The sequence below is a fragment of the Prevotella melaninogenica genome (genome assembly GCF_003609775.1).
GTDB classification, from domain to species: Bacteria; Bacteroidota; Bacteroidia; order Bacteroidales; family Bacteroidaceae; genus Prevotella; species Prevotella melaninogenica_A.
In genome coordinates this window covers 1,481,179-1,498,371 of sequence record NZ_AP018049.1, presented here as the reverse complement: position 1 = coordinate 1,498,371, position 17,193 = coordinate 1,481,179, and the positions used below count along the sequence as shown (strand labels likewise).

General features: G+C 42.9%; 12 protein-coding genes. 8 read left to right on the top strand and 4 right to left on the bottom strand.

Features of this window, described 5'->3' with window-relative positions; all coding sequences use genetic code 11:
- Positions 1 to 435: 435 nt before the first annotated feature.
- From PMEL_RS06090 to dgt, 3 genes are all read right to left on the bottom strand, one after another.
- A complete protein-coding gene (locus PMEL_RS06090) occupies positions 436 to 3,885 on the bottom strand; it encodes a DEAD/DEAH box helicase (protein ID WP_120174427.1) in 3,450 nt (1,149 codons plus the stop codon).
- Positions 3,886 to 4,152: 267 nt separating this feature from the next.
- Positions 4,153 to 5,148 (bottom strand): YqiA/YcfP family alpha/beta fold hydrolase, encoded by a 996-nt coding sequence (locus tag PMEL_RS06085; protein WP_120174426.1) that lies wholly within the window; start codon positions 5,146 to 5,148, stop codon positions 4,153 to 4,155.
- Positions 5,149 to 5,423: 275 nt separating this feature from the next.
- Positions 5,424 to 6,761: a dGTP triphosphohydrolase gene (gene dgt, locus PMEL_RS06080; protein ID WP_120174425.1), complete on the bottom strand. Its 1,338-nt coding sequence runs from the start codon at positions 6,759 to 6,761 to the stop codon at positions 5,424 to 5,426.
- 182 nt (positions 6,762 to 6,943) lie between these two features.
- Here dgt and dut point away from each other — a divergent pair, with 182 nt between their 5' ends.
- The 8 genes from dut to PMEL_RS06045 all read left to right on the top strand — a co-directional run bounded on the left by dut (position 6,944) and on the right by PMEL_RS06045 (position 16,813).
- Positions 6,944 to 7,381, top strand: a complete 438-nt coding sequence (dut, locus tag PMEL_RS06075; protein WP_120174656.1) for a dUTP diphosphatase — start codon at positions 6,944 to 6,946, stop codon at positions 7,379 to 7,381.
- A 21-nt stretch (positions 7,382 to 7,402) separates the two neighbouring features.
- Positions 7,403 to 9,139, top strand: coding sequence for a tetratricopeptide repeat protein (locus PMEL_RS06070; protein ID WP_120174424.1), 1,737 nt, complete (start codon positions 7,403 to 7,405; stop codon positions 9,137 to 9,139).
- Positions 9,136 to 10,047, top strand: coding sequence for a DUF4292 domain-containing protein (locus tag PMEL_RS06065; protein WP_120174423.1), 912 nt, complete (start codon positions 9,136 to 9,138; stop codon positions 10,045 to 10,047). Before PMEL_RS06070 ends, PMEL_RS06065 begins: the two co-directional genes overlap by 4 nt.
- Positions 10,048 to 12,072, top strand: a complete 2,025-nt coding sequence (locus PMEL_RS06060) for a murein hydrolase activator EnvC family protein (protein WP_120174422.1) — start codon at positions 10,048 to 10,050, stop codon at positions 12,070 to 12,072.
- A 742-nt stretch (positions 12,073 to 12,814) separates the two neighbouring features.
- Positions 12,815 to 14,623: an AMP-dependent synthetase/ligase gene (locus PMEL_RS06055; protein ID WP_120174421.1), complete on the top strand. Its 1,809-nt coding sequence runs from the start codon at positions 12,815 to 12,817 to the stop codon at positions 14,621 to 14,623.
- Between the two features lie 171 nt (positions 14,624 to 14,794).
- The gene (gene prfB / locus PMEL_RS06050) at positions 14,795 to 15,910 is read left to right on the top strand and encodes a peptide chain release factor 2 (RefSeq protein ID WP_120174420.1); all 1,116 of its coding nucleotides are present in this window, start codon (positions 14,795 to 14,797) and stop codon (positions 15,908 to 15,910) included.
- A gap of 185 nt (positions 15,911 to 16,095) precedes the next feature.
- Complete coding sequence (locus PMEL_RS12230) at positions 16,096 to 16,233, top strand: hypothetical protein (protein ID WP_172586758.1); 138 nt, start codon at positions 16,096 to 16,098, stop codon at positions 16,231 to 16,233.
- Between the two features lie 82 nt (positions 16,234 to 16,315).
- Positions 16,316 to 16,813 (top strand): CYTH domain-containing protein, encoded by a 498-nt coding sequence (locus tag PMEL_RS06045; RefSeq protein WP_120174419.1) that lies wholly within the window; start codon positions 16,316 to 16,318, stop codon positions 16,811 to 16,813.
- On the opposite strand, the gene PMEL_RS06040 is transcribed toward PMEL_RS06045, so the two are convergent.
- A complete protein-coding gene (locus PMEL_RS06040) occupies positions 16,773 to 17,165 on the bottom strand; it encodes a VanZ family protein (protein WP_120174418.1) in 393 nt (130 codons plus the stop codon). The two genes, PMEL_RS06045 and PMEL_RS06040, sit on opposite strands and share 41 nt — an antisense overlap.
- Positions 17,166 to 17,193: the final 28 nt, after the last annotated feature.

Here is a 17,193-nt window from a genome sequence, read left to right as displayed (position 1 = left end):
TAATTATGATTGGTTTTAATTCATAATTCATAATTCATAATTCATAATTTTGATTACTTTAAAGGCACAGTTTATAATTCAAAATTCAGGGACTTGATTACTTTTAAGGTATAGTAGAACTGCTGTATTTCATTATAAAGACGGCTATTTGTCGTAGATATTCATGGTTATAGTCAGTTGTGTAAGTCCTTTCTAACGATAGATTGCTGTCATGTTGATTGTCTGTGAAGTGGTGTTTAGGCGTTAACACCACTGGTGTTCATGCCCAGCACCAATGGTGCGGAGGCTTAGCACCAATGGTGCTTACACATCGTACGACGTGGAGAAAGTTACTTTTTATCCCCCGATGTCTGTATAATCCTTTTATCTTCTATGCTTCTATGTCTTCATTTCTTACCTTTCGCATCCTCTTCCTATCAAAGCTTCTTTCCTATTTTACCTTTCAATGGTATAATATCCACCCTTTTCTTTGATATAATCAATGAGTTCTGCGAAGATTTGGTTTTGTCTTAATGTCGGCTCATTACCTGTAAGAATCAACTGTTTGCGGGCTCTTGTGATGGCAACATTCAGTTTACGATCAATAGGTTGACCGTCTTCGTAGAATGTGTTGGCGGTGAGGAAATCGAGTTGATAGCGACTTTGAATGGTGAAGGAGTAGAGGATGATGTCACGCTGGCTGCCCTGATAGCGTTCAACGGTGTCAATACTGATTTCTTCTAATTCTGGAATACCAAGTTTCTCAATCTCCTTTCTAATCATTGCAATCTGATTGCGGTAAGGCACAATGACACCAACAGACTTCTGTGGGTCGAAGTTTTTGCCGAGTTGTCGGTACAGACGTCTTAGCAGGTCGGTAATGATACGCGCCTCCTCCGTGTTTACTTTCTCTGAAATATTCAGTTGTCGACATGGCTTTGAAGGGATGAAAATCATACGATGCGCCTTCAAAACATCATCCGTCTTGTCCTCACTCGTTTCGTTATAAGCCAATGTCTGCTCCAACTGATGCGCTAATGGTACGCATTCAAGTTGTTCACGTACGTAGAACTTACGATTAGCAAAGTCGGCAATGTCTGGATGCATTCGCCCTTGTTTGTGCAGTGTACCAACAAACTCAGTTCTCCCTGCAGCTCGCTCTGTAAGGATAAGGCGTTCAAAGAGGGAGTTTGAGCATGATAAAAGGTGGATATTTTTGAGGAAAATATTGGTTTCTTCCGTTTCTAAAGAGTCCTGTTGTTGCACCACCGCAGGTAATTGTTTATGATCGCCAATTAGTACAAACCGCTCTATTGCACGCCTTTCTGCATGTCGGGTAGATAGTAATCCTATGATATTTGGTTCTAATATTTGACTCGCTTCATCAATGATTGCAAGGTCGAAATGCTTGATATTAAAGAGTGCAGCATTGCTGTTCATTGTTGAGGTTGTGGCAACAACGATTTGAGCATCTGCTAAGGTAGACTTTATGCTGTTGAGGGTTGCGTTGTCATCTAACACTTCCTTCAACAAATGGTCACTATATTTCGGATCACAACTGAACTCGTTACCAATACGGATATAGTCAATATCGTTCTCTGTTAGCATATTACAAATTTCGTCAACAGCGCGATTTGTATAGGCAAGGAGGAGGATTGACGTCTGGGTGTTGGGTGTTGAGTGTTGGGTGTTGATGGTTTCTGAAAGTTTGTTGTGTTCAGAATCTTCTGCTGAATAAGCTGATGATGGTTGTGAATAGATGCTTTCTGCCAGCTGCTCACGCACAAGGAATTGCAGAGCCTGCGAGGTTTTGCCAGTGCCGGGAGGACCGATAAGAAGGAAATAATCCTGTGCCTGCTTAGCTTTCAAGATGATTTCGTCATAATCGGGATGGTAGCTACGGGATAAGGTAAGGGATTTATCGACGCGTGGTGTGCGTTGTCCTAAGAGCAACTGACGACGTTCTTCGTTTGATGTGATGAAGGTGTAAAGACTTCTGATAGCTGATGTTCCACCGATGTCACTACCTGCATGCTCAATAGCGAAGTAATCTCCGCTGATAAGATTAGGGTTTTGCTGTCCGTCATTGAGGTGTACAGTAATGCTATCACCATGTATCTCTTGTAAAGAACCTTTAAAGAGAATACTCTTTCTCACGTCAGGTGCCTCGTTCTTCTTGTACGAATAGAGATAAATCATATCTCCTCGGCGAAAGTTAGGGAGGAAATCTTCGCCCTGTTGGGGTACAGATAGTGTTATTGTATCATAGCCATTGAACGAGCTGCTACGTTCTTTCTCAATGATAGTCAGCCCTGTATAGATGTTTCCTGTCTCTTTCTTCTCTGCAAGAGGCATGTTCCATAGGTCAGCATTACTGTTTCCTACACCTTCTTGCACACCCACTTTCGATACTAATTGTTCCTTGATAACAAAGGTCATCATACGTGTGAAATAAGCACGTTCAAGGTCGTTGAGTTGGTGAAGTGGTGCCAGTGTCTCAGTGAGTTGTGGTAAGAGGTATCTATTGTAGAAGTTATCGTTTTGCTTCTCAACGTTCAATGTCTGCGGTGTGAGCAATGGTAACATCCTATCAAAGCCATTTTCAGCCATCCAAAACTCCGTTGCAACAGCTTGATTACGGAAGCGAATAGCTTCACGAATCAGCTTTTGGAGGGGCTCCACTTCGAGCAGTCCGTCGGGTAGGGGATATTTAGAATACAAGAGTTGGATGTGTGCATTCTTCGGACTGAGTTGGAAGTTATATTGCAAGATACCATAGTAGAGCAACACCTGCACGTAGTGTTTCTCAACATGGAGCGACCCATGTGGATTTTTGTATTTGCGTTCAATAAAAGTATTCTTTCCCGACTTCTGCTCAACAAGTAGTTTTAAGTCTGTTGTCATCAAGTCAACACGACCCTGTATGCCCAATCGCTCGCAAACGAATGAAGGTTCAAGAATTGCTTTCTCACGGTCGAAGGTTTGGAAGATTTCATCAACAATTTCCTTGATATTCTCCACTTGTCGTTCTGCATCTTGTTTGAAGGACGCTGCATCAAAGTCGGGACAGGTCGCATAGTCCAAAGCCTTCTCTCTGAAGTTAGAACGGAAGGTTTCTTTGATATCGTATTCTGCAGGATGATTGATGATATCATCGAGTGCAGAACCTGCGAAATTACCCAATACAATGTGTTTATTGCTGAGGCGAGGAGTAAGTCTATTGACGGTGAAAAGCAACGGATGGTGTCCGTAAGTCTCAAAACAGTTAGCTATGGTAGAGATATCTATCAGATAGTCTGGCTCAACAACGATAAGGCGCGGTACGACCTTCTTTCGGGTGACAGTACAGTCAAGGAGATTTAGCTGCATTCCTTCGCGTAGCATCGGGCGTAAGTAGCTGAAATCAATGTAGTCTGGTGTGTTCATATAGTCCACCGTTAAGAGTTCTTCGCTACTGTCTTGATTGGTTACAGCTACCTGAATAGTACTTTCGTCCCACTTTCTTACGATACAACGAATGTAACGATAATTCGTAATCTGAATGTTCTCTGTGATGCGTCCGTGTGCAGGAATCTTTCCAACGAGGAACGAAGGAATAGCTTCTTGCACAACAGCAGAAACGAAAATAGCTAAGGCACGACAGTCGTAAGCCACATCTTCAGGTAGAATCGGAGCGTAAGAGTTACTATGTCGGCGCATTTTCTGGATTGCCACAATGTCTTGTGGGGCAATATTATGCTGTCGGCAGAGCGACTCCACCTGCGAAGAAAGGTTGCCGAAACCATGTCGGGTGTTTTTTAATCCTTCATGACAAGCAATGACGAGTGTCTCGTGCATGATAAGAGCCTGCGCTTCAGAAGGTGCCGAAAGGATGTCAGCGATACGTGAGAATAGTTCGTGTGCCATTATGATAATGTTTCCCCAGTCCTTGTTAATAAAGAAGAATTGTTTTTATACTATGTGTGGGGACTAATTCGTTGGGTTATGTTTTGAGTGGGTGTTATTGCTTTGTTATCAGTTGGTTGTGAACGTTCTTTATTGCAGAAAGCCTATTGTTGTGAATTATTTTCATGAAGAGAAGAATTTATTTTCATGAAAATAAATATTTCTTTTCACGATGAAAAATATTTCTTTTCATGAAAATAATTCACAGAAATGAGACTTTTCGCCTGCTTACTGTCCTCCCAAGCGTTCAAAGAAAGTGATAATATCCTCCCAAGTCTTGAACTCTTCGCTACCGAAAAGTAGGCTTGTGCCGAGGAAGTCGTCGTGTTCAGTACTACTAATGAAGTAGTCGCCATAGAGAAGGTGAGGCTGGTTGGTGAAGATCGTATGGTTCCATGCTGGTGCGCTGAAAGCATCTTCAATCCATGCCTGTTGTTCAGTGATGGCTGATGGATTGTTGGTAGGTGCAGGACACACAAAGAATACGTTATAGTTATCAAGTAAGAACTCGTAAGCTTTATTCAGACTTGATTTCGGTTTACCATATCCATCAGCGAGGGTGTTCTGGTCAATGAGTACCGTACGACGTTCGCGGCCTTCCTGTCGGTCATCAATCCATCGGATAACGGGCATGAGATAATGGAATACAACCTTCTCGATAAGTCTATGTTCACCATGAAAATGGATTGCCTGAGGGTAATGTTCATGGAAAAGGTCAAAGGTGTGGACAAATGGGTCAGCATCACCAAAAAGTCCGAAGACGCGTTGCTGCTCTTCCTCTGTCACTTGTGAGAAACACTTTTCAGTTATCTCTTTGTATTCCTTTACCAATGCTTTGGTCACGATAACCTCCTGTACGCCATCTTGTCGCTCATTTTGGAATATCTGTTTACCCATCATATTACTCTCGCTGATGGTTGTTCCCATTTGAAAAGCAGGATTCACGCAGATACGGTCGACACCATAAAGCATCTCTGTGTACATACCTCCCATTGAAGTACCAATGATAAGGTCGGGCTTTTCGGTGTCAACAAGGTTGCGTAATAGTTCCATTGCCTCCTCAGGATGTATGGGGAGATCGGGCGCAATGACAGTTGCTTCGGGCATATAGTCCCTCAGCATCTGTACCGTATGACTTGAACCGGCTGACATAAAGCCGTGAACGTAGATAATCTTCTTATCTACCATGAGGTCAGGAAAGGTTTTCTTATATTGATTTTCCATTGTTTCTATTGGGGAGTTAGAGGAGTTGAAGAGGTGAAAGGGAGGGAAGGAAACTTAGGAGTTGGAGGAATAGAAGGAGTGAAATGGAGTTAAGACAAATGCGTTGTGGGGTACCTTTGTGTTGATTTCCATGTCAGAAGCTTTTCCAAATGTCCTCCCAGAGAATTTCTTTAAGTCCCTCTGAAAGAGTGAATAACTGCGATGATAGTGTGAGAATAGCATCCATCTTTTTCCCTCTTTGCCTCCCCTCCTTTCGGAGGGGTCGGGGGAGGCTTTTATATCAGTGGCAAACTGATACCATTTATCTTCTGATAGATGTCGAGTGCATAGATATCTGTCATTCCACTGATGAAGTCAAGGACTGCCATGATACGTGTTTCAAGACAAGGACTTTGGATGTCATACTGGCTTGAGAAACGTCTGATAAGTTGCTGACTATGGAAGTGTTCAGGCTCAACGGCAGCACCAATGAGTGCTTCCATCAGTGTTTCCATAATCTTATAACCTGATAGCTCAACGTCGAGGACTGCTTTACTGCGGTAAATCCTATCCACAGAGACCTCTGTACAGTGTTTGTAAGCCTGTCGTGGAAGTTCGGAAATATGCTTGATGAGCGACCCTTCGAAGGTTCCGTTAAGTATCTCCTCCTCATGTTCAACAAAGACATTGACGCATTCTGCCTCTAATAATCCAACGGCACACGCACGGAAGTAAACGACTTGCTCGTTTTGGTCGGTCACACCCTCGTCTTCTATGCGTTTTCGGATGCTCTTTCTGGTTTCTTCATCGAAGAAGCCAAGGAGCAAATCGGCTGTCTCTTCAAAGGATAGGAGCTTGAGTTTGTGTGAGTCTTCGATATCCATAATCTCGTAACAGATATCGTCTGCTGCCTCCATAAGATAGGTCAACGGATGGCGAACATAACAGATACCGTCCTCAGAACTATCCTTTTGAATGATACCTAACTCGTCAGCAATCTTCTTATAGGTTTCTTCTTCCGTAGCAAAGAAGCCAAACTTGCCATGTTTACTGGCGTATGTAGAACTGAAAGGATACTTTACGATACTCGCTAAAGTACTATAAGTCATCACAAAACCACCTTCTCTTCGGCCTAAGAAACGATGGGTAAGCAGGCGGAAAGCATTAGCATTACCTTCAAAATGGGTAATATCTTCCCAGAAATGTGGGCTAACTTTTTCCTTCAAGCTAATCCCTGGACCTTCTGTGAAGAATGCCTGCATAGCCTTTTCACCACTATGACCGAACGGAGGATTACCCATGTCATGTGCGTAACAAGCTGTCTGCACGATGGTTCCAATCTCTTCAAAGAGCGTACTACGCAACTCTGGGTGTATTTCGATGAGTCTTCTTGCCACGTCATCACCCAAGGATTTACCCAAGGAAGCCACTTCCAAAGAGTGAGTTAGGCGGTTGTGTACAAAGACACTACCTGGAAGAGGGAAAACTTGGGTCTTGTTTTGCAGTCGTCGGAACGGTGCGGAATAAATCAATCGGTCGCTATCACGCTTAAATTCAGAGCGGTCGTCGTGTCGAAGGGCGTGACGATCTTCTTGTCCGAGACGCTTATTTGATATGAGTTGTTGCCAGTTCATTGATGATGTTTGTTGGGTGTTGGGTGTTGAATATTGGGTGTTGATGAATTCTGTTTATGATTTATTAGCTACTTGAAAGCTACACACAAAAGTAATTAAAATTGGCTAAAAACAAGTTTTTTACTTCATAAAATGTATGAATGTGGCTTTAAATGCTTAATTTTGTACCTTATTATATGGCAATGACACAGATAAAAGTAATCAATAAAGGGCATCAGCAGCTTCCTGCTTATGCTACTTCACAGAGTGCGGGGATGGACCTTCGCGCTAATATCGATGCACCTATCGTACTGCAACCAATGGAGAGAAGACTCATTCCAACTGGTCTTCATATTGCTCTCCCAGTGGGGTTTGAAGCACAGGTGCGCCCTCGTAGCGGTCTTGCTTTAAAGCATGGACTGACTGTTCTCAACTCTCCTGGTACGATTGATGCCGACTATCGTGGTGAAATCATGGTACTACTCATTAATTTCTCCAATGAACCTTTCACCATAAACGATGGTGAACGCATTGCGCAGATGGTCATTGCACGCCACGAACAAGCAGAGTTTGTTGAGGTGGAAGTACTCGATGAGACCGAACGTGGTGAAGGTGGATATGGTCATACGGGTGTGAAGTAAAGACAAAGAAAGAAACGATAAATGTTCAATAACGTTATATTGAAAGTCACAAAGATGCGCCGTACCCTCCTTGCTCTTGCTTTGTTGGGTGGTTCTTTGGCAATGCATGCTGATCGAAAGGATAGCCTTCAAAGCTATAATTACTTCTTCCTTGAGGCAATGCGACAGCAGGATATGGGCAACCTTACGGCTGCCTTTGACCTTCTGCGCCATGCACGCGACCTTAATCCACAAGCACCGGAGGTTTATTATCAGTTAGCCTCTTTTTATGTGGACATGAAGAAGGATGCATTGGCACGTGAATACTTCGAGAAGGCGGCAAGTCTTGATCCTGAGAACTCGGCTTATCAGGAGAAATTAGGAAAACTCTACGTATCACAGAAGGACTATCCTAATGCCATCAATGCCTTTGAACGTCTTTATGAATCTAATAAAATGCGTTCTGATGTGCTGCAACTTCTCTATCAACTTTACGCTTCCCAGGATGAGTACAAGATGATGATTAAGTGCTTGGAACGTCTGGAAATATTGGAAGGAACCAACGAGCAGATTTCACTTAGCAAGATGCAACTCTACGAACAGATGGGGGAAAAGCGCAAAGAGTACGACGAGTTGAAGGCACTTGTTGACAGTCATCCGCTCGATCTCAACTATCGTGTGATGCTCGGAAACTGGCTTTTGCAGAATGGAAAGAAGAAGGAAGCCCTTCAGAAGTACCGTGATGTACTGAAAGAGGATCCTAATAACTCGCTTGCTAAGCTCTCTATGATGGATTATTATAATAACATCGGAGACAAGGCAACCGCAAAAACAATCCTACAGGAGTTGTTGCAATCGCCGAAAACAGAGAAGGAAACAAAGTTAGAGTTACTCCGTCAGATTATTACAAGCAGTCAGAAGGATAATACCCCAGATAGTACTGAGGTGATGCGACAGTTCTCTGTGGCATTAGCCGTTCCACAAGAAGACGCTGATATCTATATGCTTAAAGCCGCATACATGACACTTCGCAAGTGGCCAAAGGCTGAAATCAATCGCGTTTATGAGCAAGCTATTGAGGTAGAGCCTGATAATTCGCGTGCAAGAGTAGCTCTGATTCAAAACATTTGGGAAACAGAAGACTACGATAAGGTCATCGCTATCTGCCGACCAGCCATAGAGTATAATCCAGATGAGATGGCATTCTATTACTTCCAAGGTATGGCTCAGTTCCAAAAGCACGATAGTGACGCTGCATTGGAGACCTTCCGAAAGGGAGTGGGACAGATAAAGCCAGACAGTAACCCTGGTATTGTGTCAGACTTCTACGCTATTATGGGTGATATCCTTCATGAGAAGGGGCGCAATGATGAGGCTTTTCAAGCGTATGATAGTTGTTTGCAGTGGAAAGCAGATAATGTGGCTGCATTGAACAACTATGCTTATTACCTCAGTGAGGAGAATAAAAACCTTACAAAGGCAGAGCAGATGAGCTATAAGACTATCAAGGCAGAGCCTAATAATAGTACTTATCTTGACACCTACGCATGGATACTTTTCCAGCAAAAGCGCTACGAAGAGGCAAAGATTTATATCGAACAAGCAATTCGTAATGACTCTACTCTGAGCAATGTTGTAAAGGAACACGCTGGTGATATCTATGCACAGACAGGCGATATAGAGAAAGCTCTTGAGTACTGGAGGAAAGCTCTCGATGGAAATAAGGAGAATGCGACATTGAGAAAGAAGATAGAACTAAAGAAATACATAGCAGAATGAAGAAAACAAAGATATTACTTGTAAGCATGACTGCCCTAATCTTGGCATCATGTGGTACAAAGAAAGCCGTAGTGCAACAGAAACCTGTGCAGGATAACAAGGTTGCACAGCAGACAGCACCTGCTCCAAAGGATAACAAGATGGAGAGTCTTGTTGTCATGCAGCGTGTTGCTGATAATGCACTTTACCAAAAGAACCTCGTTTCAAACCTCACTTTTACGCTCAATGATGGGCGTAAGGATATTACCGTACCAGGTATTTTGCGTATGCGTAAGGATGAGGTTATCCGCTTGCAGTTGCTGATTCCAATTCTTCGTAGTGAGGTGGGACGCATCGAGTTTGCAAAGGATTACGTCCTCTTCATTGACCGTATCCATAAGCAGTATGTAAAGGCAAGCTACGATGAGGTAGGCTTCTTGCGTGATAATGGTATCAACTTCTATTCACTTCAGTCGCTTTTCTGGAATCAAGTGTTCATTCCTCGTCAGCAAAAGGTAAGCGAAGCAGACCTCTCACAGTTTGCTGTTGATGAAAGCAAAGCACAGACAGAGGGTTCTACTCTGATAAGTCTTAAAGATGGAAAGATGGATTATCAGTGGTCGGTTAACCCTAAGAACAACCAGATTGTACTGACAACTGTTACTTATAACAGCAATGCTCATGGTGCTTCAAAGCTCTCATGGAGTTATGATGACTTTAAAGCATTTGGCTCAAAACTCTTCCCTGCAAGTCAGATGTTGACAATCAATACACCAAAGTTTGGACAGAAGCCAGCGAAGACACTTAAGGCAAGCTTTGATCTTGAGAGCTTCAGCGATGCCAGCGATTGGGAAGTTTTCACCACACCATCTGATAAGTACACAAAAGTAAGCGTAGAGGATATCCTCGGCAAACTAATGAACTTTTAAATGAAACGTCTTTCTTTATTATTCATATTGTCAATCATGTGTATGCTGAGTGTTTCTGCTCAGCATTCACGAAAGCATAGGAGACAGCATAAAGCGGCTGTCAATCAACCTGTTCAAACAAAATCTTCTGTAAAGGGGAAGGGTAAAAAAGCTCTTGATGCGAAACAAAATAGCCCAGCAGAAGTTCCTGTAACTAACGTAAAAGGTCAGAAGCAGGTAGCTGAGAAGCAGCAAACTCAAACCCAAGTAAAGGGTAAGCAACAGCATGGTAACGTACAACAGCAGCAACTTGTCAATGGCCAGCAGCCTCAAGGCAAGGGTCAACCCGTTCAGGTTAAGGGTCAGTTAGTTGTACGTGGTAAGGCTGCTGCTCGCAATGCCAATGTTGGTAAGAAGGGTGCAAAGGGTCCTGCCTACGTAACAACAGAGGAAATTAAGGGCTTGCAGCAGCAAAACCAGAAGTTGCAACAAGAGATTTCGGAACACGAGGAGGAAATGAAAGTAAAGCAGAAGGACGTTGATGACCGTCTGCAAAAGATTGTTCGCCTCGATACTGAAATCGGTCAGCACAAGAGAACGATTGACACAATTGCCACAGACATCAAGGGCTTAGATACGAATATCGGTATTTTGAAAGGTCAGCTGGCTTCTCTTGAGGCACAGTTGGGAGAGCGTCGTGCTCGTTTCATCCGTTCAATGCGATACATGGCACGTCATCGTAGTATTCAAGATAAGATGATGTTTGTCTTTTCTGCAAAGAACTTAACCCAGATGTATCGTCGTCTTCGTTTCGTCCGAGAGTATGCTGCCTATCAGCGTGCGCAGGGCGAACAGCTCAAAGCTAAGCAGATGCAGGTAGATGAGAAGCACTCACAGTTGAAGCAGGTGCGTATTAATAAGAGTAATCTTCTCTACAAAGACCGTCAGGTGCATGCTCAGATGGAACGTAAGCGTGTTGAACAGCAGACGGTTGTAACCTCTTTGCAGAACGATCAGAAGGTCTTGCAGGGTGTTATCGCACAGCGCCGTCAACAGCAACAGGCTTTGAATGCACAGATTGACCGACTCATTCAGATTGAAATACAGAAGGCACGCGAACGTGCTATAGCAGAAGCAAAGGCGCAGGCTGCCGCTCGTGCCGCTGCCGCTAAGAAGCGTGCAGAGGAATTGGCACGCAAGAAGGCTGCTGCAGAAGCTGCCGCTCGTGAGAATGCTCGTCGTATTGCTGAGGCAAAAGAGCGTGAGGAGAAAGCTAAGGCTGCCGCTCGTGCTGCTGCTGAAGCTGCTGCGAAAGCTCGTCAGGAGGCTGCTGCCCGTGCTGCCGCTGCCCGTGCTGCGGCTGAAAAGGCTCGTCAGGAAGCATTGCAGAAGGAACGTGTTGCCGCTCGTGAGCGTGCTATTCGTAAGGTTGAGGAGCAGGAAGCTGCTGCTCGTGCTGCACAGGAAAAGGCTGAAGCGCGTGCTGCTGCCGAGCAGGCTCGTGCCGATCAGATGGCTCGTGAGGCTGAGGCAAGCCGTGTGGCTGCTGAACGTAAGGCTGATGCTGACCGTGAGCGAGCTGCTCGTGAGGCTGAAGCAGCGAGAGCATCTGCTGCTGAAAACAATGATATGCTTAGCTCAGCCGACCGTGCGATAACGGGTAATTTCGCTAATAACCGTGGTAGATTACCAATGCCATTGACGGGTCAGATTGTCAGTCACTTCGGTCAGTACAATGTGGCTGGTATGTCAAATATCCGTCTGAATAATGATGGTATCAACATCAAGGGTGCTCCTGGAGCAGCCGTTCGCAGTGTCTTTATGGGTGAGGTGAGTGGTGTGTTCATGGCAGGTGGTATGAGTGTTGTGATGATTCGTCATGGTATTTATATCTCTGTTTATGCTAACTTGGGTTCTGTTGGTGTCAGCAAGGGTCAGAAGGTTGGTACGGGACAGACCATTGGAACCGTTGGTAAGACGGGTATTCTTCAGTTCCAGTTGCGTAAGGAAACAGCTAAGCTGAATCCAGAGCAGTGGTTGCGCTGATAAGCATCTTATCTCTTATATTAATAATGTAGGCTTATTGAGTGTAAAGTGACGATTTCTTGCCTCGTGTTTTATCGTCTTTCAAATCTCAATAGTACGTTATAACTAAATTATCTTCATGAGAAGAAAACTTTCTTTTCATGAAGATAATTCTTTTTTATCATGAAAATAATTCTTTTTTATCATGAAAATAATTCTTTTTTATCATGAAGAAAAATCTTCTTTAATAGCTGTCTTGTAAGCTTTTTGCCTCTTAATAGTTAGCTATAAACATCTTATTTTCCTCTTTGTAATATCTATAATGCTGCTTTCTTCTCATCATTAGCCGATGTGTTGATGCTTCGCACATATCGTGCTAAGGCTTCGCACATATCGTGCGGATGGTAAACACCAATGGTGCGGAGCATTAAACGCATCGAAATAGGTTATATAAATGGATTCAACTTATTGATGACAATTACACAGAAGATATTTCAGTAAATTCTTATTGTAAGTTTTTGGATTTCTAATTGGTACTTATGTAGGATGTGTTTTGTTCTATAAAAGAAGATAATTGTTCTATTCTTCTTTATTTGATAGAGTGAAACCAAAAGGCTAAAATTGCAATTTAATATCTAATTTATTTTTTGCTTTGCGGATAAATGTTTATATTTGCAGAAAATAAAGTGCAATCAGCTATTTGAATAAAAGACTTTCAGGCTTTTTTATATATGCTGATTTGATGAAGATAAATTAGGAAACAATGCAGACAATCGGACATCTCTCTGTTCTTATTCACGAACAAGCAAAAAAATACGGTGCAAAACCAGCAATCACTTTCCGTAACTTTGGTAGCCTGGAGTGGAAGACTGTGTCATGGAATCAGTTCTCAATGCGCGTAAAGGAAGTATCAAATGCTCTCTTGAACCTCGGAATGAAGCCACAAGAGGCTATTGCCGTATTTTCTCAGAACTGTATTCATCATCTTTATACGGATTATGGTGCATACGGCGTACGTGTGATTAGCATTCCGTTCTATGCAACAAGTTCTGAGCAGCAGATACAATACATGATTCAAGATGCCAGCATTAAGTTTCTTTTCGTTGGCGAACAGGAGCAGTATGACAAAGCACGTCGTATTCAATCTCTTTGTCCTACACTGGAGCGTATCATTGTTTTTGATTCAAGTGTACGCCTTAGTCAGCATGATCCGAATTCTATTTATTTCGCAGACTTCTTGAAGTTAGGTGAGGGTTTTCCGCGTGAGGCAGAGGTAGAAGAGCGTTTGGCAACAGCAAACTATGATGATATTTGTAATATCCTTTACACAAGTGGTACCACTGGCGAGAGTAAGGGAGTTATCTTGACTTATAAGATGTATCAGGCAGCTATGGATGCCAATAGAAAGAGTGTGCCTGTAAATGAAAAAGACCGTGTTATCAACTTCCTGCCGTTCAGTCATGTCTTCGAGCGTGGTTGGGCTTGTTTGTCTCTCGCTGCGGGTGCTGAATTGATTGTAAACACTTATCCAAAGGAGATTCAGCAGAGTATGCGTGAGACGCATCCAACGTGTATGGCGTCTGTACCTCGTTTCTGGGAGAAGGTTTATGTGGCTGTAAAGGAGCGCATGGAGAAGTCCAGCATTGTTCAGCGTAAACTCTTCTATTATGCTCTGAACGTTGGTAGAAAGCGTAATATACAGTATCTGGCACGTGGAAAGCGTGTTCCTTTGGGGTTGGAGATGGAGTATAAGTTTGTCAATAAGACTGTGTTGAGCCTTGTGCGCAAGCAGTTAGGATTGGAGAACCCTCATATCTTCCCAACAGCAGGTGCATACGTTTCTCCAGAGATTGAAGAGTTTGTACATAGCATTGGAATTAACATGCTCGTTGGTTATGGATTGACAGAGAGTCTTGCAACCGTTACCTGTGATCATGATGGTCAGTCTTATACCGTTGGTTCTGTGGGTAGACCACTTCAAGGTATTGATATCAAGATTAGCGATGAAGGTGAGGTTCTGTTGAAGGGTCCTACGATTATGCCAGGTTACTTCCGTCGTGACAGTGCGAATGCAGAAGCTTTTGATAAGGATGGCTACTTCCATACTGGTGATGCTGGTTATATGAGGAATGGTGAGTTGTTCTTAAAAGAACGTATCAAAGATCTTTTCAAGACTTCGAATGGTAAGTATATTGCACCACAGATGGTGGAAGGTATGCTACTTGTTGATAAATTCATTGAGCAGGTTTCGGTTATTGCTGATCAGCGTAAGTTTGTTGCTGCTCTGATTGTTCCAGAGTTTTCTGTATTGGAAGAATGGGCAAAAGAAAATCATATTGAGTTCAAGGACCGTGAGGAGTTATGCCAGAATGAGCGTGTTAACGAGATGATGCGTGAGCGTATCGATACCTTACAGCAGCGTTTGGCATCATACGAGAAGATTAAACGTTTCACCCTTCTCCCTCACCATTTCTCAATGGAAAGCGGAGAGTTGACGAATACATTGAAGCTGAAACGTTCGGTTGTAAACCGTCGTTATCAGGATGTAATTGAAAAGATGTACGAGGAGTAGGGAGGTAAATGAGTTGCAGAGTTGATGAGTTGACGGGTTGACTCGTTAATTGTTAAGGTGGCTTAGGCTGTATTTTACGAGCTTTATTAGGCTTGTTAGCTTCACAAGGCTTGTTAGGCTCACTATTTCTACCAAATCTTCTAATCTCATTCCAACGATAAAAGAATAAAGATGATAACAGCAGATCAGCTAAAAGATATCCAAGAACGCACTGAAGCGTTGCATCGTTATCTTGATATTGACAAGAAACGAATCGAATTTGAGGAGGAACAACTCCGTACACAAGCCCCAGACTTTTGGGATGATCCAGCTCGTGCACAGGAGCAGATGAAGAAAGTTAAGGATATAGAGAAATGGGTCAAAGACTATGATAAAACTCGTGCGTTGGCTGATGAAGTTCAGTTAGCGTTCGATTTCTATAAAGATGAACTCGTTACTGAGGAGGAAGTTGACACCGCTTATGCTAAGGTTCTGAAGTTAATCGAAGGCTTAGAGCTTAAGAACATGCTTCGTCAAGAGGAAGACCCGATGGAGTGTGTGATGAAGATTAACTCTGGAGCGGGTGGTACGGAGAGTCAAGACTGGGCTTCTATGCTGATGCGTATGTATATGCGTTGGGGCGAAGCACAGGGATATAGAGTTACTATCTCTGATATACAGGAAGGCGATGAGGCTGGTATCAAGAGTGTAACAATGAAGTTTGAGGGCGGAGAGTATGCTTATGGCTATTTGAAGAGTGAGAATGGTGTACATCGTTTGGTACGTGTAAGTCCGTTCAATGCCCAAGGTAAGCGTATGACAAGCTTTGCCAGCGTCTTCGTTACGCCATTGGTAGACGACACTATTGAGGTATATGTTGACCCAGCTCGTGTTAGTTGGGACACCTTCCGTTCGAGCGGTGCGGGTGGACAGAACGTCAACAAGGTGGAATCGGGTGTACGTCTACGCTATCAATATGAAGACCCTGACACTGGAGAACAGGAAGAAATCCTCATTGAGAATACGGAAACTCGCGACCAACCAAAGAACCGTGCGAAGGCTATGCAGCTCTTGAAGTCACAGTTGTATGACCGTGCAATGAAGAAACGCATGGAAGAACAAGCTAAGATTGAGGCTGGTAAGAAGAAGATAGAATGGGGTAGTCAGATTCGAAGTTACGTCTTTGATGACCGTCGTGTGAAGGACCATCGCACTAATTATCAGACTTCTGATGTGGATGGTGTGATGGATGGTAAGATTGATGACTTCATTAAGGCTTACCTCATGGAGTTCCCAACGGAGGAATAAAAAGTCTTTTGCGTCCCCACCGAAGGGTGGAAAGAGCCTAATGGGAAACGGTTTGGATAAAAGTAATTAAGATATAAAGTTACGATAATCCCACTGCTATCTAATACATTCCCTCCTTTGGAGGAGTTTGGGGAGGTTTCTTCCCTTATTATTAATGATATTCAACCTTTTAAAATAATATAACTATGAGCGAAAGAAGTAAAGTAAACCGTAAGGAAAGAGAACTTAAACAAGAAAAACAGGCTAAGCGAGTTATTACATGGTTGGCTGTGATTCTAATAACATTGAGCGTTCTTACAATCATTATTGCATCAAATATCTAATAATAATCAGCGCTTTTATAATGGCCGACAGTTATCTTATTGATAGGTAACAGTCAATGATTATATTAATAATGGGATTCTCATGAGTGGATTAGAGATTGAAAGAAAGTTCTTAGTTCATAAGAATAAGGACTGGAAAAAGCATGCAAGTAGTTGTAGTCACATACAACAAGGATATTTTGCAGCAGTCAATACCGTTCGTGTTCGTATCAGAGATGATAAAGGCTATCTGACAATCAAAGGTCCATCACGTACAGGTGGTCTATCACGTTATGAGTTTGAAAAAGAGATTACACTGGAAGAAGCACAGCAGCTAATGCTTTTATGCGAGCCGGGTGTAATTGATAAGCATCGCCATCTTGTTCCTTTTGGTGGTCATACCTTTGAGATAGACGAGTTTCATGGGGATAATGAAGGACTCGTGTTGGCTGAGGTTGAGTTAGGTAGTGAGGATGAGTTGTTTGACAAGCCAGACTTTATAGGCTTGGAGGTGACGGGAAATCGCCACTTTTATAATTCTCAGATGCGTCGCAATCCATTTAAGCTTTGGCGCGATATCGTACCAGAAGAATACCGATAAGTAAGGCTATTGTCGAACCAATAGCGTCTGCGTAGAAGTCGAGCCATTCGCCACTTCGATTCCCATTTGTACAGTTGGACTGAAGAATCTCTATGAGTCCTCCCATAAGAACAGGTATTAACCAGACCCATACGACAATAAACTTGGGGCTGGGATACTTTGTTGTGCGTATGTATTCAAGGCTTATGCTTAGTCCTAAAACTAAGTAGATAAGACTATGTGTCCACTTGTCTATAAACCTAACAGAACTCAATGGAGTTTCAGGAATAGTCATAAAACACAATATCCAAGTTCCTATTACAATAATACAACTAAATGGATATTTAGTTAAGATGTGTTGTAATATATTCATATTTTACTTCTAATTTGATACAAAAGTA